General features: G+C 76.4%; 17 protein-coding genes. 6 read left to right on the plus strand and 11 right to left on the minus strand.

What is annotated here, in order from left to right; all coding sequences use genetic code 11:
- Window positions 1-21 precede the first annotated feature (21 nt).
- Window positions 22-1,104 (minus strand): ferredoxin reductase, encoded by a 1,083-nt coding sequence (locus C7Y72_RS05235; RefSeq protein WP_107567527.1) that lies wholly within the window; start codon window positions 1,102-1,104, stop codon window positions 22-24.
- 74 nt (window positions 1,105-1,178) lie between these two features.
- Here C7Y72_RS05235 and C7Y72_RS05240 point away from each other — a divergent pair, with 74 nt between their 5' ends.
- Entirely contained in the window at window positions 1,179-2,324 is a 1,146-nt protein-coding gene (locus C7Y72_RS05240) for a helix-turn-helix domain-containing protein (RefSeq protein ID WP_107567528.1), read from the plus strand.
- Window positions 2,325-2,334: 10 nt separating this feature from the next.
- Here the strand turns inward: C7Y72_RS05240 and C7Y72_RS05245 are convergent, their stop codons facing one another.
- Entirely contained in the window at window positions 2,335-3,780 is a 1,446-nt protein-coding gene (locus tag C7Y72_RS05245; protein ID WP_158276659.1) for a lipopolysaccharide biosynthesis protein, read from the minus strand.
- A gap of 25 nt (window positions 3,781-3,805) precedes the next feature.
- Between C7Y72_RS05245 and C7Y72_RS23100 the strand changes: the two genes are divergently transcribed.
- Complete coding sequence (locus C7Y72_RS23100; protein WP_158276660.1) at window positions 3,806-4,957, plus strand: glycosyltransferase family protein; 1,152 nt, start codon at window positions 3,806-3,808, stop codon at window positions 4,955-4,957.
- 3 nt (window positions 4,958-4,960) lie between these two features.
- Here the strand turns inward: C7Y72_RS23100 and C7Y72_RS05255 are convergent, their stop codons facing one another.
- Window positions 4,961-6,133, minus strand: coding sequence for a S1 family serine peptidase (locus C7Y72_RS05255; protein ID WP_158276661.1), 1,173 nt, complete (start codon window positions 6,131-6,133; stop codon window positions 4,961-4,963).
- A gap of 43 nt (window positions 6,134-6,176) precedes the next feature.
- Between C7Y72_RS05255 and C7Y72_RS05260 the strand changes: the two genes are divergently transcribed.
- The 3 genes from C7Y72_RS05260 (at window position 6,177) to C7Y72_RS05270 (ending at window position 9,121) form a co-directional block, all read left to right on the plus strand.
- On the plus strand, window positions 6,177-6,860 hold the full coding sequence (locus C7Y72_RS05260) for a response regulator transcription factor (protein WP_107567532.1): 684 nt from the start codon (window positions 6,177-6,179) through the stop codon (window positions 6,858-6,860).
- On the plus strand, window positions 6,857-8,074 hold the full coding sequence (locus tag C7Y72_RS05265) for a sensor histidine kinase (RefSeq protein WP_146175265.1): 1,218 nt from the start codon (window positions 6,857-6,859) through the stop codon (window positions 8,072-8,074). Before C7Y72_RS05260 ends, C7Y72_RS05265 begins: the two co-directional genes overlap by 4 nt.
- A gap of 105 nt (window positions 8,075-8,179) precedes the next feature.
- A complete protein-coding gene (locus tag C7Y72_RS05270; RefSeq protein WP_107569624.1) occupies window positions 8,180-9,121 on the plus strand; it encodes a cation diffusion facilitator family transporter in 942 nt (313 codons plus the stop codon).
- A 6-nt stretch (window positions 9,122-9,127) separates the two neighbouring features.
- On the opposite strand, the gene C7Y72_RS05275 is transcribed toward C7Y72_RS05270, so the two are convergent.
- Window positions 9,128-9,817: a metal-dependent transcriptional regulator gene (locus C7Y72_RS05275; protein WP_107567534.1), complete on the minus strand. Its 690-nt coding sequence runs from the start codon at window positions 9,815-9,817 to the stop codon at window positions 9,128-9,130.
- Window positions 9,818-9,937: 120 nt separating this feature from the next.
- On the opposite strand from C7Y72_RS05275, the gene C7Y72_RS05280 reads away from it, so the two are divergent.
- Window positions 9,938-10,513 carry a hypothetical protein gene (locus C7Y72_RS05280; protein ID WP_107567535.1) on the plus strand — a complete coding sequence of 192 codons (576 nt, stop codon included), beginning with the start codon at window positions 9,938-9,940 and terminating at the stop codon, window positions 10,511-10,513.
- Here C7Y72_RS05280 and C7Y72_RS05285 read toward each other — a convergent pair.
- From C7Y72_RS05285 to C7Y72_RS05315, 7 genes are read right to left on the minus strand one after another with little or no spacing between them, the layout of a single operon-like run.
- Entirely contained in the window at window positions 10,503-12,086 is a 1,584-nt protein-coding gene (locus C7Y72_RS05285; protein WP_146175266.1) for a glycosyltransferase family 39 protein, read from the minus strand. The genes C7Y72_RS05280 and C7Y72_RS05285 overlap by 11 nt on opposite strands.
- The gene (locus C7Y72_RS05290) at window positions 12,070-13,572 is read right to left on the minus strand and encodes an O-antigen ligase family protein (protein WP_107567537.1); all 1,503 of its coding nucleotides are present in this window, start codon (window positions 13,570-13,572) and stop codon (window positions 12,070-12,072) included. The genes C7Y72_RS05285 and C7Y72_RS05290 overlap by 17 nt, the downstream gene beginning before the upstream one ends.
- On the minus strand, window positions 13,573-15,450 hold the full coding sequence (locus C7Y72_RS05295) for a N,N-dimethylformamidase beta subunit family domain-containing protein (protein ID WP_107567538.1): 1,878 nt from the start codon (window positions 15,448-15,450) through the stop codon (window positions 13,573-13,575).
- A complete protein-coding gene (locus C7Y72_RS05300; protein ID WP_107567539.1) occupies window positions 15,447-15,989 on the minus strand; it encodes a histidine phosphatase family protein in 543 nt (180 codons plus the stop codon). Before C7Y72_RS05300 ends, C7Y72_RS05295 begins: the two co-directional genes overlap by 4 nt.
- Entirely contained in the window at window positions 15,986-16,762 is a 777-nt protein-coding gene (locus C7Y72_RS05305) for a phosphosulfolactate synthase (RefSeq protein ID WP_107567540.1), read from the minus strand. The genes C7Y72_RS05300 and C7Y72_RS05305 overlap by 4 nt, the downstream gene beginning before the upstream one ends.
- A 16-nt stretch (window positions 16,763-16,778) precedes the next feature.
- The gene (locus C7Y72_RS05310) at window positions 16,779-18,032 is read right to left on the minus strand and encodes a LytR C-terminal domain-containing protein (RefSeq protein WP_107567541.1); all 1,254 of its coding nucleotides are present in this window, start codon (window positions 18,030-18,032) and stop codon (window positions 16,779-16,781) included.
- 12 nt (window positions 18,033-18,044) lie between these two features.
- Complete coding sequence (locus C7Y72_RS05315) at window positions 18,045-20,015, minus strand: polysaccharide biosynthesis protein (protein WP_107567542.1); 1,971 nt, start codon at window positions 20,013-20,015, stop codon at window positions 18,045-18,047.
- Window positions 20,016-20,030 lie beyond the last annotated feature (15 nt).

Below are 20,030 nucleotides of genomic sequence, written 5' to 3' on the forward strand. Positions count from 1 at the left end.
TTTCGGTCGGGGGGACGCGCGTCAGAGGTCGATCTCGACGTCGCCGGCGGCGGCGGAGATGCAGGTGCGGATCAGGTCGGGCTGGTCGGGGTCGGCGGTGACGAGCTCCCCCGTGCGCAGGTCCACGACGGAGCCGGAGCACAGCGCCCCGACGCACGTGTGGCAGATGCCCATGCGGCAGCCGCTGGGGAGCAGCGCCCCGGCCGACTCGCCGGCCACGAGCAGCGGCGTCGCGCCGTCGGCGTCGACCTCCTTGCCCGCCCGGCGGAAGCGGACGCGCCCGCCCGCCGCCGTGGCGCCCGCGGCGGGGACGACCGGCCGGAACCGCTCGAGGTGCAGCGCGTCGGGGACGCCCGCATCCTCGTAGCGGGCGGTCAGCGCGTCGAGCAGCCCGGCGGGCCCGCACGCCCAGGCGGGGCGCGCCCGCCAGTCGGGGCAGTGCTCGTCCAGGCGGGCGACGTCGAAGAGGCCGTCGCGGTCGTCGTGGTGCTCGACGACGGTCAGGCCGTCGTGCTGGGCGTGCAGGCGGCGCAGCTCGGCGCCGAAGATCACGTCGTTCGCGGACGGCGCCAGGTGGACGTGCACGACGTCGCGCAGCCGCTGTCGCGCGGCGAGGTCCCGGAGCATCGACATCACGGGGGTGATGCCGCTGCCGGCGGTGACGAACAGGAGCGGCCCGCCGGTGGCGGACAGCCGCGCGGGGAGCGCGAAGTCGCCCGCGGGCGGGGCGAGCCGGACGATCGTGCCGGGCCGCGTGCCGTGGACGAGGTGGCGGGAGACCACCCCGTCGTCGATCGCCTTGACGGTGATCGCGATGCGCCGGTCGCGGCGCGGCGCGGGGGAGGTCAGCGAGTAGGTGCGCCAGTGGCGGACGCCGTCGACGTCGACGCCGACGCGCACGTACTGGCCGGGGACGTGGGCGGGCAGCTCGCGGGTACGGATCCAGATCGTGGCGCTGTCGCGCGTCTCGGGGAGGACGGCGTCGACGCGGCCGCGCAGCTCGCGGGTCGACCACAGCGGGTCGACGTACTGCAGGTAGTCCTCCGGGAGCAGCGGTGTGGTGACGGCGGTGGCGAGTCGGGCGGCGCGCGACAGCAGGCTCATGCGCCCATGGTTCCCGACGTTGAAGCGAATTTCTGCCCTCGATCGTCACATCATTCCGTGTCATTCTGTTGGAAATGCAACATCAGGGAGTCACGCCGTGGCAGGACATCCCCCCGTCCCTGGCCCCCGGTCTGCAGGAGCGCATCCCCCGGATCACCGAGGACATCATCCGGGCGGTCCGGGCCGAGGTGCGCGAGTACGACCAGCCGCTGGAGGGCGAGTTCGGCCGGCTCATCTCGCAGGGCGTGCGCCAGGCGCTCGAGCAGTTCGTCGGCCTGCTCGGGACCGCGCAGACCGCGCCGGACGCGGGGATCTACGCGGCGATGGGCCGCGCCGAGCTCGACGCCGGGCGCACGCTCGACGCGCTGCAGTCCGCGTACCGCACCGGGGCGCGGGTCGCGTGGCGCGGGCTCGTCTCCGAGGCGGACGGGCTCGACCCCGGCGTGATGTTCCGGCTGGCCGAGGCGATCTTCGCCTACATCGACCAGCTCGCCGCCGCGTCGGTGGCCGGCTACTCCGAGGCGCTCGCCTCCCGCGCCGGCTCGGTGCAGACCCGGCGCCAGGCGCTCGTCGACGAGCTGCTCGCCGAGCAGCCGTCCGCGACCGCGGTCCGCGCGGCGGCGCGGGCGGCGCAGTGGACCGTCCCCGAGACCCTGGCCGTGGTCGTCGCCGACCACGCCGACCCGGTCGCGCTCGTGCGCCGCGCCCCGTCCGGCACGCTGCCCGCGCGCACCCCGGACGGGGCGGTCCTGATCGTCCCCGACCCCGACGGGCCGGGCCGCCGGGAGCGGCTCGCCGCCTGCCTGGCGGGCGTGGCGAGCGTCATCGGCCCCACCGTCGCGCCCGGCGAGGCGCACCGCGCGGCGCGCCGGGCGGCGGTCGCGCTCGGCCGGCTGCAGCCGGGCGGGCCGGTCCGCGCCGACGAGCACCGCCTCGACCTGCTGCTCGCCGCCGACCCGCCGCTCGTCGCCGAGATCGTCCAGGCGCGGCTGGGACCGATCGCCGGCCTCTCCCCCGCCGCGCGGGCGCGCGCCCGCCGGACGCTGCGCGCCTGGCTCGACACGCACGGGGACGTCACGCGCATGGCCGAGCAGCTGCACGTGCACCCGCAGACCGTGCGGTACCGCATGGCCGGGCTGCGCGAGCTCCTCGGGCCGGAGGCGTTCGACGAGCCCGCCGCGCGGTTCGAGCTGCAGGTCGCGGTCCGCGCCTCGTCGTGAGCCCGCCGCCTCAGCGGGGCAGCAGCGCGCGCAGCCGGGCCCGCTCGCCCGCGGAGAGGAACCGCGTCGCCAGCAGCAGGACGGGGATCCAGGCGAGCCACGCCACCCGGCTCAGCCAGCCGGCGGCGCCCTCGGTCGGCAGCAGCAGCTCGCCGCTGACCGCGACCGCGGAGAGGATCGCGACGGCGAGCGCGAGACGGCGCCACTCGAACGGCACGACGAACAGCCGCCGCGTGAGCAGGTGCAGCACCGCGATCATCACGAGGTAGGCGACCGCGAGCGCGATCCCCGCCCCGGCGATCCCCAGCGGCGGCACGAGCATCACCATCGCCAGCACGTTCACCGCTACGCCCGCCAGCGCCGCGGGGAAGTTGCGGGTCGTCACCTTCGCGCGGCCCGCGATCGTCACGAGCACGAGGTTCAGCCCGTAGAGCGCCCAGCCGAGCGCGAGCCACGGCAGCGCCTCGTGGGCGGTGACGAAGTCCGGGCCCGCGAGCAGGTCGACGACCTGCCGCGAGAGCAGCGCGAGCGCCGCGACGGTCGCGCCCGTGACGAGCACGTACAGCGTCGTGATGAACGCGTAGAGCCGCCGCGCCTCGTCGTCGTCGCTGACGCTGTAGACCAGCGGCGGCCACGCGGACTGGAACGCGCGGACCGCGACGATCACCGCCGTGGCGAGCTTCACCGCGACCGCGTAGACGCCCGCGGCGGCCGGGCTCTCCACCCGCAGCAGGTAGGCGCGGTCGACGACGTTCAGCAGGAACACGGTCGCCTCGGCCGGGACGGTCGGCAGGCCGAACGCCAGCGGCGCGGCGAGCCGGGCGCGGACCCCGGCGGGCAGCAGCCGCACACGGTCGCGCAGCGACCACCAGACCCCCAGCAGCACGACGGTCGACGCCGCGTAGTTGCCCAGCACGTAGCCGACCGCGCCCGCGTCGAGGCCGACGACGAGCGTCACGGTCAGCCCGACCGTCAGCAGGACGTTGGTCAGCGACGCGGTCAGGTACGCGCGCCGGCGCTCCTCCACGCGCAGCAGCGCGTAGGCGATCTCGAGGTTCGTGAACGCCCACAGGCCCAGCAGCCCCGCCGCCATCAGCTCGCGGTCGCGGGTGCCCAGCAGCAACTGCGACAGCGGCCCGGAGGCCAGCAGCCCGAGGCCGAGCACCGCGGTCGAGCCGAGCACGACGAACCCGGTCGTCGCGCGCGCCAGCGCGATCCGCCGGTCGTGGTCCTCGTCGTCGAACCAGAACCGCACGAGCGCCTCGCCGACCCCGGCGCGCAGCAGGATGCTGCCGAGGATCACGAACGTCAGCAGCGTCTCGGCGTAGCCGTAGTCCGCGGTGGTCAGGTGCCGCGTGTACAGCGGCAGCGTGACGAGCGCGAGCAGGGACGCCAGCAGCCCGGCGGCCTGGTAGGCGGCGCCGGAGGCGACGAGCCGCTTGAGGTATCCGCCCACGGCGCGCACCGTATCGTTGCCCGTCGTGACCGGCCGCCCCGTCGCCCTGCTCCTGCTGCCGCGCGCGCTCGAGGGGTTCATCCTGCGCGACCAGGTGGAGGACCTCCTCGAGGGTCCCGGGGTCATCGCCGCCGACCCGCCGCGCGTGCCGTACGGGGCGCTCGCGCGCCTGCCCGCGGGCCTGCGCGAGACGATCGCCTCCGGCCAGGCCCGGCGCCTGCTGAAGACGCTGCGCAAGGGCCTCGCCCGCCGCCACGGCGGCTCGCGCTCGGACGTCCGCATCGGCGTCGTCGTGATCTTCCACGCCGTGCAGGAGCCGCTCGCCCGGCACCTCGTGCGCCGCGCGGGCGAGGACTGCGAGCTCTGGTACGGGCGCTGGGACCGCTACGAGGCCGCGCACGACGCCGCCCCGCCGCTGCTCGCGCTGCTCGCCGAGCTGCACGAGCGCGCCGCCACCGCATCGGCGCTGACGTTCTGCGCGAGCGTCGAGCTCGAGCGCCAGGAGCGCGACGCCGGCCGCGACGCGGTCCTCGTCGGCCTCAGCGGCGGCGACTTCCCGGCCCCCGAGCCGCTGCCCGTGCCCACGGCGGCGGAGCTCGACGCGGTCGCCCCCGGGGCCGGGGCGGCGGTCACCGACGGCGACGTCGTGGCGCTGTCGCTCGGCCACCTCGGCCGGCGCACCGACTGGGCGCTGCTGCGCGCGCTGTGCGAGCGCCGGCCGGGGCTGCGCCTGCTGCTCGTCGGGGAGCGCCACGACGACGAGATGCCCGACGACCCGGACTTCGCGTGGGTGCGCGACGCCCCGCAGGTCGTGTGGTGCGGGCGGCGCAGCGACGACGAGGCGGCGCTGCTGCTGCGCGGCGCCGACGTCGGCCTGCTGCCGTTCCGCGTCGACCCGTTCAACGACGCCGGCCTCCCCTACCGGATCGTCAAGGCGGCGAAGCTCGGGCGCCGCACGATCACCCCGGACCTCGCGGGCGTGCGCACGTGGGAGCAGGCCGTCGAGGTCGCCCCCGACCTCGACGCGTTCGCGGCCGCGCTGGACCGCGCGGCCGGGGCCCGCCACCGGCCCGACCTCGAGCTGCGCGCGTGGGCGCTGCGGCAGACCCCGCGCCGCGTCAACCGGCCCCTGTGGGACCGGCTGCGCGAACGCGGGGTCGACACCGGCGGGCGCTGAGCGCTACTCGACGCTGACCGTCAGCCGGGCGGGCTGCACGGTCCGGCGTCCTCCGCTGCTGACCACCGCGGAGAGCCGGACCGTGCCGAAGGGCAGCTGGACCTGTGCGACCCATCGTCCCGCCGCGACCCGCCGGGCCGCGACCCGGCGGTCGACGGCCGCGTACCTGCGGCCCGCCTCCCGCCGGATCCGCACGACGACGCGGTCCGCGATCGTGCCCGGCGGCACGCGGACCTCCACGCGGCAACGGTCCCCCGGACACGTGATCGCGCCGAAGCGCGCCGTGCCCCGCCCTGCCGCGGGCGTCGTCAGCGGGGAGGTGGGCGCGGTGGTCCCCGCACCGCCACCCGAACCCTCCCCGGCGGTTCTCGCCGCCCCGTCCGTGGCGCGCACGATCCATGCCGCGCGGGCGGCGACGCGCGCGTAGACCCCCGGCGCGTCACTCCTCCCGCAGGCGTCGGCGCCGAACGAGACGATCCCGATCTGCCGGCGGCGCCCGTCGTCCCCCGTGACGACGAGCGGCCCGCCGGAGTCCCCCTCGCACGAGTCGGGTCCCCCGAGCCCGCCCGCGCAGACCATCACCGCCGGGAGGAGCTCCTCCCCGTAGGCGTCGGCGCACGCGGCGGTCGACCGGACCGTCACGGTCGCCGCGCGCAACGCGTCGGTCCCCTCGTCGTCGGGGTCGCTGGAGGTCCGTCCCCAGCCCGACACCTCCGCCCGTGCCCCGGCCGGCGCGTCGCCCGGTCCGGCGAGGAGCAGCGACGGGACCGGCACGTCCCGGGTGAGCGTCAGGACCGCGACGTCCCCCTCGCTCGTGCGCCGGTTCCACGTCGGGTCGATCCGGATCGCCGCGACCCCCGTGCGGCGACCGGTCTCCTCGTCGGAGAGCCGCGTGCGGCCCGACACGACCGTGAGGCCCCCCGCCCGTTCCCCCTGGACGCAGTGCGCAGCGGTGAGGACGTGCCGGGGCGAGATCACGCTGCCACCGCAGAACTGGCCCTCGTAGGCGGGCTGTCCGGCGGTGATGATCGCGACCGTCGACGGCTGCTGCGCGACCGGGGACGGGCTGCCGTGGAGCACCCGCCACGCCGCGCCGCCGTCGACCGCGAACGCGCTCGCGGACGGAACCACGACGGCGGTCGCGGCGAGGAGGAGGAGGGTGCGGGGCACGGGCATGGCCGGGATGGTGCGACACGGCCGATGAAGCGAAGATGAAGCGGTGCGCATCCTGGTCGTCGAGGACGAGACCGACATCGCCGCCGCGGTCGCGACCGCACTGCGGGACGCGGGCTACGCCTGCGACGTGGCCGCCGACGTCGCGCAGGCGGACCTCCTCGTCGACCTGCATCCCTACGACGCGGCGGTGCTCGACCGGCGGCTCCCCGACGGCGAGGGGCTCGAGCTGTGCGCGGCCTGGCGGGCGGCGGGGCACGGCTTCCCGGTGCTCGTGCTGACCGCGTTCGACGGGACCGCGGCGATCGTCGACGGGCTCGGCGCGGGCGCCGACGACTACCTGACGAAGCCGTTCGCGGCGGCCGAGCTCGTCGCGCGCGTGCAGGCGCTGCTGCGCCGCGCCCCGGTCGCCCCGCGGCCGGTGCTGCGGGTCGGGGCGCTGGAGATCGAGCGCGGTCCGCGCCGCGTGCGCGACGGGGCGGTGGTGGTGTCCCTGACCGCGAAGGAGTTCGCGTTGCTGGAGCAGCTCGCGCTCGCCGACGGCGCGGTCGTCGACCGCTACGCGCTGCTGGAGTCCTGCTGGGACCACGCGGCCGAGCCGGGCTCCAACGTCGTCGACGTGCACGTGCGCGCGCTGCGGCGCAAGCTCGGCGCCGACGTGGTCGAGACCGTCCGCGGCGCCGGCTACCGGATCGGGGCGTGCCGCGGCAGTGCGGGGGACGCGTCGTGAGCGCCCTGCGGCGGCGGCTGACGGTCCTGGTCGGGGTCGCGGTCGCGCTCGCGATCGCGGTGCCGTCGGTGCTGCTCGTGCGCGCCGACGCCGACCGTCGCGCCGAGGCGCTGGACGCCCAGGTGCGGCTGTCGGCCCGCGACATCACCGCGATCGTCGGCGAGGGCGAGGAGGCCGGTGCCCTGGACGTCGAGGCCTACCAGCAGGTGCCGCGCGCGCCGGGCGCCCCGCTCACCGCGGTCGTCGGCGACGACGGCGCCCAGGTGGTCGCCGACCGGCAGCCCGGGGACGCGCTGCTGGACCGCGCGCTCGTGCTCAGCGACCGCGACGAGAGCGACCCGGTCGACGCCCCCGGGGACGTGCGGCTGGTCGCGCTGCCGATCATCGGCGAGGACGACCAGATCGGCACGGCGATGGCCTGGTCGCCGCTGCAGCCGTTGCGCGACCGCACGCGCGAGCTCGCGCTGCGCACCGCGGTCGGGGCGATCGCCGGCTGGCTGCTCGTCTGCGGGGCGGCGTTCGTGCTGATCGGGCGCGCGGTCCGCCCCACCGATCTCGCGGTCGCGCGCGAGCAGGCGTTCCTCGCCGACGCCGCGCACGAGCTGCGCACCCCGTGGGCGATCGTCCGCGGCCGGGCCGAGCAGGCGCAGCGCGACGGGGTCCGCGACGAGGACCTGCGCGTGATCGTCGCGACCGCGCAGCGCGCCGGGGACACCATCACCGACATGCTCGAGCTCGCCCGGCTCGACGCGGGCCGCGCGATGGTCGTCGCCGAGCCGCTGCGGCTCGACGCGCTCGTCGCGACGTGCCTGGACGAGCGGGCCGACGAGGCCTCGCGGCGCGCGGTGCGGGTGCGGCTCGACGCGCCCGACCGCGTCGTGGTGCCGGGCGACGAGCGGCTGCTGGCCCGCGCGATCGGCAACCTGCTCGACAACGCGCTACGCCACGGCGGCGAGGGCGGCGTCCTGCGCGTGGCGGTGCGCGAGCGGCCCGAGGGCGGCGCCGAGATCGAGGTCGAGGACCGCGGTCCGGGCATCCCGCCGGGCCAGGTCGACCGGGTGTTCGACCGCTTCCACCGCGGGGCGGGCGCGACCGCGGGCGGGGCGGGGCTGGGGCTGCCGATCGTGCAGCTCGTCGCCCGCGCGCACGGGGGCGAGGTCACCGTGCACGACGCGGCGCCGGGCGCCCGCTTCGTGCTGCGCCTGCCGCGCTGAGCGCCTCACTCCGGAGTTGGGCGCGGCACATCCTCCACGAAGCCGGACCACGAAGCGCGGGGGTGCCACGATCCGCCGGTGAGCCCCGTCGAGCAGCGCCACCGGATGATCCGCCTCGTGCGGCTGTCGGTGCTCGCCGCGGTGGCGACGATCGCGCTGAAGACGGCCGCGTGGGCGGTCACCGGGTCGGTTGGCCTCCTGTCCGACGCGGCCGAATCGCTCGTGAACCTCGTGGCCGCGCTCGTCGCGCTGTTCGTCGTGCACTGGTCCACGCAGCCGCCCGACGAGGAGCACGCCTACGGGCACGAGAAGGCCGGCTACCTGTCGGCGGGCCTGGAGGGCGGCCTGATCCTGCTGGCCGCGGGCACGATCGGGTACGGCGCGGTCGACCGGCTGATCGACCCGCAGGAGCTCGACAGCGTCGGGATCGGCCTGGCGGTGAGCGCGGTCGCGACCGTGATCAACCTCGTGATGGCCCGGGCGCTGATCCGCACCGGGCGCGCGTACGCGTCGATCACGCTGGAGGCGGACGGCAGGCACCTGCTGACCGACGTCTGGACCTCGGTCGGGGTCGCCGTCGGCATCGTGCTCGTCGTCGTCACCGGCTGGGAGCGGCTGGACCCGATCATCGCCCTGCTCGTCGCGGCGAACATCGTCGTCACGGGGGTCGGCCTGATCCGGCGCTCGACGAGCGGCCTGATGGACAAGGCGCTGGAGCCCGACGAGCTCGCGCGCGTGACCGCGGTGCTCGACCGTCACCGCTGCGCGGAGGTCGAGTTCCACGCGCTGCGGACCCGCCGGTCCGGGCCGCGCGCGTTCGTGTCGGTGCACGTGCTCGTCCCGGGCTCGTGGAGCGTGCAGCACGGTCACGACGTGATCGAGGGGATCGAGGCGGACCTGCGGGCCGCGATCCCGCACGGGCTGACGACGATCTTCACGCACCTCGAGCCGATCGAGGACCCGGTGTCGTTCGCCGACCGCGACCTCGACCGCCGCGACGGCGGACCGGCGGACGCCGCGGCCGCGCCGGACGCGCGGCGCGGCTGACCGCGCTCAGCCCGCGGTGACGAACACGTGGCTGGCGGCGCGGTCGCCGACGACGAGCTCGTCGCGGCCGAGCGTCACGGTCACGTGCCCGGCGGCGGGCTGCACGTCGCGCACGGCGAGGTCGGCGCCCGGCACGAGGCCCGCGCCGAACAGCCAGCGCACGAGCTCCGGGTCGCTCTCGACGACGCCGACGACCGCGCAGCGCGTCCCGGCCTCGAGCTCGACGAGCCGGCGCAGCGCGCCCGCCTCGGCGCGCTCGTCGGCGGCGCCGACCGGCCAGCCGTGCGGGCAGCGGCCCGGGGAGCCGAGCCGCTCGTGCAGGCGGTCGACGAGCTCGGGGGTGAACGCGTCGCGCATCTCGACGGCCATCGGGTGCACCTCGGCCGGGTCGTAGCCGAGCATGTCGACGAGGAACGTCTCGATCACGCGGGTGGCGCGGACGCCGCTCTCCGCCAGCGCGATGCCCTCCGGGGTGAGGGCCAGGGCACGGCCGGGCCCGCGCTCGACGAGGCCCTGCTCGTCGAGGCGGCGGAGCATCTCGCCGGCCGAGGCGCGCGAGACCCCGAGGCGCTCGGCGACGCGCGCGGCGATCGGCGTGGCCGCCTCGGAGGGCCGGTAGACGCCGACCGGGAACAGGAGGCCGTAGAGGACCTCGACGTAGTCGACGGCCCGGGAGTTGCCGCGTGGCGCGCTCACCGGCCCATCCTACGTCGCGACCGGGCGGGTCGAGGCGCCCGGTCCGGCAATCCCGATCGTTGCGGTTTGTATTAGGGTGGCCTAAGCTCCGCCGACCGTCCGCCACCCGGGAACACCGCCATGACCTGCACCACCGACCGCTGCGCCACCGCCGCCGACTGCACCCGGCACGTCGCGCTGCTCCTCGCCGGGGACCGCGGCACCGCCGCCGCGCGCTCCGCGGCGGCCGCCGACGCCGCCCTCGACGACCTGGCGGCCGCGCTGCGCGCCTGCCGCTCGGGCTCCGCCGCGCGCGAGCTGCGCGCCTGCGCCGCCGTGCTGGCCGAGCGGTTCACGGTCGACCTCGGCGGCACGCCCGCCACGCTCGCCCCCGACCGGGTCCTCGCCCGCGGTGCCGGCGCCCCGCTCGTGCTCGGCGCGATCGCCGTCACCGCCGCGCGCCGTGGCGGCGTCGCGCTCGGCCTGCTCGCCGGTCCCCACGGGCGCTACGCGGTCGCGCACGCCACCTACCCCAAGCCGCTCGTGCTCGACCTGCAGGAGGGCTTCGCGCTGCAGGACGTCGGGGGCCGCGAGTCGCTGCACCGCTGGCTCTGCGCGCACGAGACCGCGCAGCGCGTCGCCGAGCTGCGCCGCAGCGGCCGGCGCAAGGACGCCCGCACCGTGGCGCCCGCCGCGGCGCCGGCGCTCAGCAGCTGACGCCGGCCACGAACGTCCGGTTGCGTGCGACCTCGCGGAACCCGTCGGGGAGCCGGTTGGTCGTGCGCGGGGTGCCGTCCGCCCGGCCGATGCGCCGCACGTTCTTCTCCCCCACCGCGACCAGCGCCACGCCGGTGCTCGGCAGCAGGCCCGCGGCGCGGCGGCGGTCGTCGGAGCGGGCGATGACGTCGGCCTCACCGACGTCGAGCACCCAGCGCGTGTCCGGCACGAGCCGGTAGTTCGGCAGCGTCACCGGGCCGCAGCGCAGTCCGTCCTGCACCGCGGGCACCGCGAGGACCGCCTCGAGGTCGTCGTGCACCGCCCGCAGGTAGCGCAGCTCGGTCGCGAACCGGCCGGGGGCGTCGGCCTTCACGACCGCGACCGCGAGGACGCCGAGGACCGCGCCGGCGATCGCGCCGCCCCGCCAGAGCGCGCGGCGGGCGTGCCCGGCGTCCAGGAGGGTCCACCCCGCGAGCGCGATCGCGGCGAACAGGCACAGCGCGACGACCGGGACCGTGAGGTAGCGCGGCAGGATCGACAGGCCGGCCACGCCGACGCCGACGAACGTGATCGCCCCGGCCCCGAACAGGGCGGCGAGGACGTGCAGGGCGCGCAGCCCCAGCGGGCGCGCGGCGAGCAGGCACAGCGCGATCCCGCCGAGCGCCGCCGCCGCGACGGGCGGGCGGGCGGTGTCCGACAGGAACGAGACGAAGGCGCGCGGCACGGCCGCGATGCCGCGGTCGCGGCCCAGCGCCTCGGCGAGCGCGCTGGTGGAGTTGAGCGAGAACAGCGGGTCGCCGGTGACCGCGAGGTCGCTCAGCGCCCACAGGACGGGCGCGACGAGGACGCCGGCGAGCAGGCCCGGCCGGGCGAGGGCATCGCGCGGCCCGACCGCGGCGCGCCACGGCGTGCCCGCGGCGAGCGCGGCCCGCACGCGCGCCGCCGGTCCGTGCCACAGCCACAGCAGCCCGGCGAGCACCCACGCCTCGGGGCGCAGCAGGCCGGCGAGGACCAGCAACAGCATCGGAAGACCCGCCCCGGGCTGTCCATCTCCCGCCCCCGGAGGGGCGGTGAATGTCCGTTCACCGCCGGGTGGCCGGGGAGTCGCCCGGGGGCGCCGGGCCTCCAGGGCGGCCGCCCACAGGACGAGGGCCAGGAACGGGACGTCGACGTAGCCGCGGGCGGCGAACAGCAGGAACGCGAACGAGGAGCCCACGAGCGCCGCGGCGACCGCCCCGACCGGCCGGTTGGCGACCGCGGTCCCGAGCCGGTAGACCGCCCAGCACAGCAGCACGTGGCTGACCGCGGCGAGCACGACGACCGCGCGGTCCGCGTCGTCGCCGAAGAGGACGCCGAGCACGAGCCCGACGAGGTTCCACAGCGGATGCTGGGTCGGGGCGGCGTACGCCTCGAAGCTCGGCAGCACCCCGTCGGCGAGCTCGCGCCCCCAGACCAGGGCGTAGTAGCTGTCGTAGTTCGGGTAGGTCGGGACGAGCAGCGCCGCGACGAGCGCCGCGACCGCGAGCGCCCCGAAGACGAGCCGCTCGGTCCGCGCGTCAGGCCGGGACGGCATCGGCGTCGACGTCGGCCGCACGGGGGCGACGGGCGGGCGGCGCCGCGCGCCACAGGGCGGTGCCGACCGCCAGCAGCGCCCAGGCCAGCGGGTCCTCCAGGAACGCGGCGTAGACCATCGTGTGCAGCAGCAGCGCGCAGAACGCCGCGCCGACCACGGCGCGCGGCAGCGACCGCGACGCGCCGCGCAGCAGCCGCGACAGCGCCGCCGCCAGCAGCGCGAGGTACACGGCCAGGCCGACGACGCCCTGCTCGGCGGCGACCGTGATCGGGATCGTGTGCGAGGCGCTCGCGGCGCGCGCCGCGGAGGCGCCCTCGCGGCGCCGGTACTCGCGGGCGAACGAGCCCGAGCCCTGCCCGAGCACCGGCGCGTCCCCGACCAGGCCGACGCCGCCCTCGATCAGGTCGTAGCGACCGCTCGTCGCGTTGTCGGCGCTCTCGGCGTCGCCGAGGTCGAGGTTGATGAGGCCCGGGGCGAGCAGGACGAGCAGCAGCCCGGCGACGAGCAGGCCGCCGGCCCCGATCGCGGCGCGCCGCGGGTTCCAGCGCAGGCCGCCGAGCACCGCCAGGCCGAGCAGCAGCGCCGCGAACGAGGACTGCGAGAGCGTCAGCACGAGGCCCGCCCACAGCAGCGCGAGCGCGGCGGCGGTGCGGACGACGTCGGTGCGGTCGCGCGCCCACAGCAGCACGCCTGCCAGGCCGAGCATCACGATCGCCAGGAAGCGCCCGTAGATGTTCGGGTCGAAGAACAGCGAGTTGACGCGGAAGTAGTCCTCGAGCTGGTTGCTCGCGAGCACCTTCGGGTTCAGCAGCAGCTGCTTGGTGCCGTACTCGTAGAAGCCGATCAGCACGAGCGCCGCGGCGAGCCCGACGAGCACGAGCAGGCAGCGGCGCAGCAGCTCGGTCGTCCACGCCACACGACCGAGCAGCAGGAACAGCGCCGCGAACGGCACGTAGAAGAACACGAGCTGCTCGAGCGCGTGGTCGACGTCGGAGGAGTACGCGGTCTGCGCCGCGTAGAGCACGAGCGTCGCGCCGAGCAGCCACTCCAGGGCGCCGGGGCGCGGCTCGGACTCGGCGCCCGGGCCGGGACCGGCCGCGCGCAGCCGCGGCAGCGCGTACGCGAGCGCGCCGGCGGCGACGACGAGGTACAGCGGCAGCAGCAGGTTCGACGTCGACCCGCCGGCGCTGATCGGCACGCGGAACGGGATCGCAGCGACGGCGGCGAGCGGGAACAGCTGCGGGCGGCGGTCGACGACGCGCGCCCCGACGGCGAGCACCGCGAGCCCCGCGAGCACGCCGACCGCCGCGAACGCGGGCCGGTCGCGCAGCGTCTCGAGCTGGGAGCTGTCCCAGATGTGCGCGACGAGGATGACCGGCGCGAGCGCGAGCGCCCCGAGCAGCGCGGCCGCGCGACCGCGCGGGCTCGGCGCGACGAGCGCGGCGGCCGCCAGCAGCGAGCAGACGATGAGCGCGGCGACGTCCATCTACCGCGCCCTCGACAGGGTCCAGACGTTGCGCACGAGCGCGGCGAGCTCCGGCGAGGACGACAGCGCCGCGGGCAGCTCCGGCAGGCCGGTGCGGATCACGAGGCCGCGACCGAAGCGGGCGGCGACGATCACGGGCCGCGAGTTCGGGGTCACCGCGGCGGCGACGCGCTCGGCGCCGTCGCCGAGCGCCTGCACGGGCTCGATGACCCGCAGGCCGCGGAACTCGCCCTCGGTCCCGGCGAACAGGTCGATCTCGTCCTGGAAGTCGGTGAGCGTGACCGGCGCGCGGACGAGCGCGCCGAGCCGCGCGCCGAACAGGTCGGTGGCCAGCGGGGCCGTCGGGTCGGTCAGCCGCAGCCGCGGGGTCTGGCGGACCTCGCGCTGCAGCGAGCGGGTGCCGAACAGCGTCACGGTGCCACCGGCGCGCGCGAACGCGCGCAGCGCCCGGCCCGCCCGCGGGTCGAGCCAGCGCACGTCCCCGGGCAGGATCACGCCCTGGTAGCCGTCGGCCAGCTGCGGGCCGCGACCGGCGGCGAGCGCCACGTCGGTGGTGACGTCGTAGCGGCGGCGCGTGCGGTCGAGGTGCGCCAGCAGCGGCGCCTCCCCCTGCGCGAAGCCGACGGGCAGGCCGTCGCCCGCACCGACGAGGATGCGCTGCAGGCGCACGGGCAGCCCGCGGTCCAGGACGTCGGGCAGGCCGTCGCCGTCGTCGTCGACGGGGTTGCGGCCCTGCCAGGTCGTCGCCGGCAGGACGACGAGCACGCCGCGGGGCTCGGCGCGCGTGCCGATCGTCGGCGTCGACGGGCGCACGACCCAGGGCACGCGGACCCGTCGCGTCCGCGTGCGGACGGTCAGCAGGTAGACGCCGCCGCGCGTGTCCGAGGCCGGCGCGGTGATCGACAGCACCGCGCGGGTGTTCGGCCGGCCGCTGCGGGCCAGGACACGGCCCGGCTCGCCGAGCCGGCTGAGCGACCAGGTGTAGCGCTCCTGCCGGGCGTCGACGCCGAAGACGCCGCGCTCGCCGGCGCGGGTCGGCTCCAGCGGCGGCTGCACGCCGAGGTACCGGACGGTGATGCCGCCCCGGCCGGGGAACGGCTCCCCGTAGGTGGTGGTCGGCAGGCCGCGCCGGTCCAGCGGGACGCTCGTGCCGATGTTGCCGGCCTGGTCGCGGGCCTCGACGACGACGACGTACGTGCCCGGCGAGGCGTTGCGGCCGTCGGAGAGCCGGCCGTCCCACGGGAACGTGGTGGCGTCCGCGGGCAGGTCGGCGGGACCGTAGACGCGGCGGGTGGCGCCCGGCCCGGTCTTGAAGATCGTGACCTTCTTGCGCGGGTCCTTCCCGGCCGGGGCGGCGAAGCGCACGGTCGCGGGCTCGCCCTCGGGGTTGGGGAGCAGCTCCGGCCGCGGCCGGTCCGTGTCGGAGACCGGCCCGATCGACGTCACGCGGACGACGGGCGGCGTGGTGTCGAGCCGCACCGAGCGCTGGAAGACGATCGAGCGGCCCTGCTCGCGCAGCGTGAAGCGGTAGCGGTAGACGCCGTCCGGGGCGCGGCCGCCACCGTCGGTCTCGCCCTTCCAGAGCACGCGCGTGGGCGTGTAGCGCTCGACCGCGCCGTCGATGAGCGTGCGGACCGGGTCGCCGTCCGCGTCGACGACCTCGAGCTTCACGCGGTCGGCGTCGCGGAGCTTGAAGCGGATCCGCGCGCCGTCGAAGCGCCCGTCGGAGTTCGGGGAGAAGAACGGGTCGACCGTGACCTGCTGCAGGATCGACGGCTGGTTCTTCAGGTTCTGCGCGACGAAGAACGCGCCGAAGGTCGCGACCACCAGGGCGGCGAAGACGACGACCGCGGCCCGCCGCGTCGGCGGTGCGCTCACAGCGCCACCAGCGAGCCGTTCGGGACCTCGATCTCCATGAAGGCGTCCAGGCCCCGGGAGTGCGTGTGGCAGATCGCGACGCGCATGACGCCGCGGTGGCAGACGACGAGCGCCGGCAGCGCCCCGGCCTGCGTGACGTCGACGAGCCCGGCGACGACGCGGTCGAGCTGCTGGCGGAGCGTCTCGCCGCCCGGGAAGCCGAAGTCCTCGTCGGCGTGCAGGTAGTGCTCGAAGCCCTCGGGGTCGCGGGCGCGGACCTCGTCGTGCGTGAGGTCGGTCCAGTCGCCGGTGTCGGTCTCCATGAACCGCGGGTCCTCCACCGGGGACAGGCCGATGCGCGCGGCGACGATCTCCGCGGTCTGCCGGGCGCGCAGCACGGGGGAGCAGTAGAGCGCCGCCCACTCGTGGCGGGCGGCCTCCGCCGCGAGCTCGTGCGCCTGCTCGATCCCGCGCGCGTTCAGCGGCACGGCGGTCTGGCCCTGGAAGCGGTGGGCGACGTTGTAGTCGGTCTCCCCGTGGCGGGCGAGCGCGATGATCACGCGCGGTCCTCCGGGTCGTGGCGCTCCGGGGCCATCGTGTCGGAGCGCAGCCCGAGCCGCAGCGTCTCCAGCGAGAGCACGTCGGTCGGGGCGATGTTGCCGAGGTTGACCTCGTGGCCGAAGCGCTGCAGGAACCAGACCTGCTGGTCCTTGCGCGGGGCCTCGAACAGCAGCCGCTGCACCGGCAGGCCGTGCGCGAGCTCGTCGATGAGGCCCATGCGGACCTCCCCGTCGGCCCGGTAGATGCCGGCGGTGCCGGACTCGCGGGCCTCGGCGATGACCTTCCAGGCGCCCGCGTCGAGCTCGCCCTGGATCAGCTCGACCCAGCGGTAGGGGGCCATGATCCGCGTGTCGTCCTTGGATCCGACCTCGGAGAGGACGCGGAACCCCTCGGCGACGAAGTGGGCGATCAGCTCGCGCTTGCGGTCCGGGTCGAGCTCGATCGTGCCGTCGCTGACCTCGACGTGGCGGATCCCGAGGCCGCGCAGCCAGTCGACGTAGGCGGGGACGCGGTCGTCGCGGATCGCGAGCTCGGTGAGCGTGCCGCCGAACGTGACGTCGACGCCGTGCTCGCGGTAGCGGGCGAGCTTCGCGTCGAGGTTGCCGGTCACGAGCGCGGTGCCCCAGCCGAGCTTCACGAGGTCGACGCTCGCGCCGGCGACCTCCATGAGCGCGTCGACCTCGGCGACGCTGAGCCCGCGGTCCAGGACCGAGGTCACCCCGGCGTCACGGGGCTTGGCGCTGCGCGCCGGGAGATCCAGGAAGCCGGACAACCGGGGCGTCCGGGGGCTACTGGCCCTGGTCGGCCCCGACGGTGACGACGACGGCCGCGTCGTCGCCCGCGATGAGGCGCGTGCCGTCGTCGAGGGCGGAGACGGCGCTGGCAGGTGCCCCGATGCGCCGGGCGACGTCCTCGGCGGCGCGCCGGTTGCCCTCCGCGAACTGCACCGTCGTGGTGGTCCGCGACTGGTCGTTGGCGTTGCCGATCGTGCCGGTCTTGTAGCCCGCGGCGGCGACCTTCTCGGCCGCGCCCTTCGCGAGGCCCGTCGTCGTCGTGCCGTTGAGGACCGCGACGGTCACGCTGGAGCGGACGATCTCCGGGGTCGTGGACGTCGACCGGGTGGTCGGACGGTCCTCGCCGTCGTCGTTGGCGACGTCGTTGGCGGGCGCGGTGGTGATGACGTTGCCGGGCGGCGGGCTCTCGTCGCCGCCACCGATCTGGGTCGCCACGAGCAGGCCGACGAGGACGACGGCGAGCACGCCGGCGGCGATCGCGACGATCCCACCGCGGGCGGCGGGATCGCCCTTCTCGCGGCCCCCGCCCGGGGAGCCGCCCGCCGGCGTGGCGGCGCTGGCGCGCACGCCGCCCGGGGTGGCGGAGGCGGCCGACACGCGCCGCAGCGGCACCGCGGTCTCGCCGGAGTCCTGGGTGGCCGGGCGGGTCGGCGGGAGCGTCAGCTCACCGGTGCCCCCGCCGGTGGGCGGCGGGCTGCTCGGCGGCACGGCGGGCGGCACGGCCCCGCCGGGGGTCACGACGGTCGGCTGGTCGGTGCCCGGGGCGGCGGGCGCCTTCGCGGCGCCGGCGGCGGTCGCGGCGGCCGGGACGGTCAGGGCGCCCGGGGCGCCGGGGTTCGCGGCCGGGACGGCGGGCACGGGGGGTGGTGGGGCCCCGGGGGTCGCCGCCGGGGTGCCCGGGACCGCGGGCGCGCCGGGCACGGCCGGCTGGCCCGGCGCGGGCTGGGCGGCGGCCTGGCCGGCGGCGGTCGCGGGCGGCGCGACCGGGTTGGCCGCGGCACGCGCGGGCTGCGCGACGACGCGGCGGCTCGCGGCGGCGGCCGCGGCCTCGGACTCGACGCGCTCCTGCAGCTCGGCGGCACGCTCCGGCGCCCGGCCGGCCCACTCGCGCAGGCGCCGCAGCTCGCGCGCCTGCCCGAAGTACAGGAGCGACATCACGGCGAGTCCGACGATGGCAGCGAACCCGGCGTACGCGCCGAGCGACTGGACCTTGTCGGAGAGCTCGAGGGCTGCGGGAGCCAGCGGCATGAATCGGGCAGTCTAGACCGAGCCGCCGTCAGGACGCCGCGCCACGCTCGGGGCGCGCGCCTCGGACGGCTGGACGGCCCCGGGGACGTGGATGGCCGACAGCTCGGACACCTTCGCCGCGAGCGCCGCGGCGTCCCCCTCGAGCACGAGCAGCTGGATCTGGTCGAACATCGCCTCGACCGTCTCGGGCTCCAGCGTCTCCCGCTCGGCCCGGCGGATCTTGTCCTCGTCGGTGGGGACGATCCGCTCGAAGTCGTTGAAGAGGTCCTCGTCGAGCTTCTCGCCCGGGCGGCGGCCGACGACCTCGATCGCGATGTCGCGCCCCGGGGTCAGGCCGCTGAGCTCGATCATGTCCTTGGCGAGCTGCAGGATCGACACCGGCTCGCCCATCTCGAGCACGAAGATCTCGCCGCCGGTCCCCATCGAGCCGGAGCGGATGATCAGCTGGACCGCCTCGGGGATCGTCATGAAGTAGCGGGTCATCCGCTCGTCGGTGACCGTGACCGGGCCGCCGAGCGCGATCTGCCGGCGGAAGATCGGGACGACCGACCCGGAGGAGCCGAGCACGTTGCCGAAGCGCACGCTCGCGTAGCGGGTGCCGGGCCAGCGGCGCCCCGCCGCCTCGACCGCGAACTCGGCCAGCGCCTTGGAGGCGCCCATGACCGTGGCGGGCGAGACCGCCTTGTCGGTCGAGACGAGCACGAACCGCTTGACGCCGCTCTCGCCCGCGATCCGCGCCATCAGCCGGGTGGCGATCGCGTTGTTGCGGACCGCCTCGACCGGGTTGAGCTCCATCAGGCCGACGTGCTTGTACGCGGCGGCGTGGAAGACGACCGTGGGCCGGTGGTGCGCGAACACCTCGCGCATCCGCTCGCCCTCCTTGCAGTCCGCGAGGACCGCGGCGAGCACCGACGGCTGCACGTGACGGTCGTCCTCGAGCTCGCGCTGGATGCGGAAGAGGTTGTCCTCGGCGTGGTCGAGCAGGATCAGCCGCCGCGGCGCGACGCGCGCGATCTGCCGGCACAGCTCCGACCCGATCGAGCCGCCCGCCCCGGTGACCATGACGACCTCGCCCTGGAGGTAGCCGCCGACGCGGTCGATGTCCATGACGACCGGCTCGCGGCCGAGGACGTCCTCGACCTGGATCTCGCGGACCTGCCGCACGACGTTGCCGCCGGTCTGCAGGAGCTCGAACACGGTCGGGAGGGTGCGGACCGGGATGCCGCGCTCGCGGCACTGCCGCACGATCCGGGCGCGCATCGTGCCGGGCGCGGACGGGATCGCGATCGTGACCTCGTCGGGCTCGACCTCGTCGAGGATCCGCGGCAGGTCCTTCTCCGTGTCCCCGAGCACGCGGACGCCGTCCACGCGGGTGCCGATCAGCCGCTTGTCGTCGTCGACGAAGCCGACCGGGTTCAGCCCGAGCTCCGCGTTGCGGACGATCTCGCGCAGCACGAGGCGGCCGCCGTCCCCCGCGCCGACGATGAGGATGCGCCGGGCGTCCTTGCGCGCGCGGAAGCCGGTGAGCGGCCGCTCGTGCACGGTGCGCGCCACGAACCGGGCGCCGCCGACGAACAGGAGCGTCAGCAGCAGGTGCAGTGCGAGGACGCCGTTGGGGATCGACACGCCGACGACGCCCGCGTCGCGCGAGATCCGCGTGACGGGGTCGACGATCGTCACGAGCACCGCGAGCGCGAGCGTCGCGACCACGACGCCCTGGACGATCCCGAGGAAGTCCCGCTGGCCCGTGTAGCGCCACCAGCGCTGGTACATGCGGAAGGCGCCGAACACCACGACGCTGATCAGGACCGCCCACCACCACGTGCGCTCGAACAGCGCGTCGTAGATCTCGGGCAGGCCCTGGTCGAACCGCAGGCGGTAGGCCAGGAAGTACGCGAGCGCGACCAGTCCCCCGTCCAGCAGCGCCTGCGGGACCGCGTGCCGGTGGAACGGGAAGGCCGTCGTCTTCGAGGGACGACGCATCGCGGGATTGTCGCA

The sequence above is a fragment of the Paraconexibacter algicola genome, assembly GCF_003044185.1.
GTDB classification, from domain to species: Bacteria; Actinomycetota; Thermoleophilia; order Solirubrobacterales; family Solirubrobacteraceae; genus Paraconexibacter; species Paraconexibacter algicola.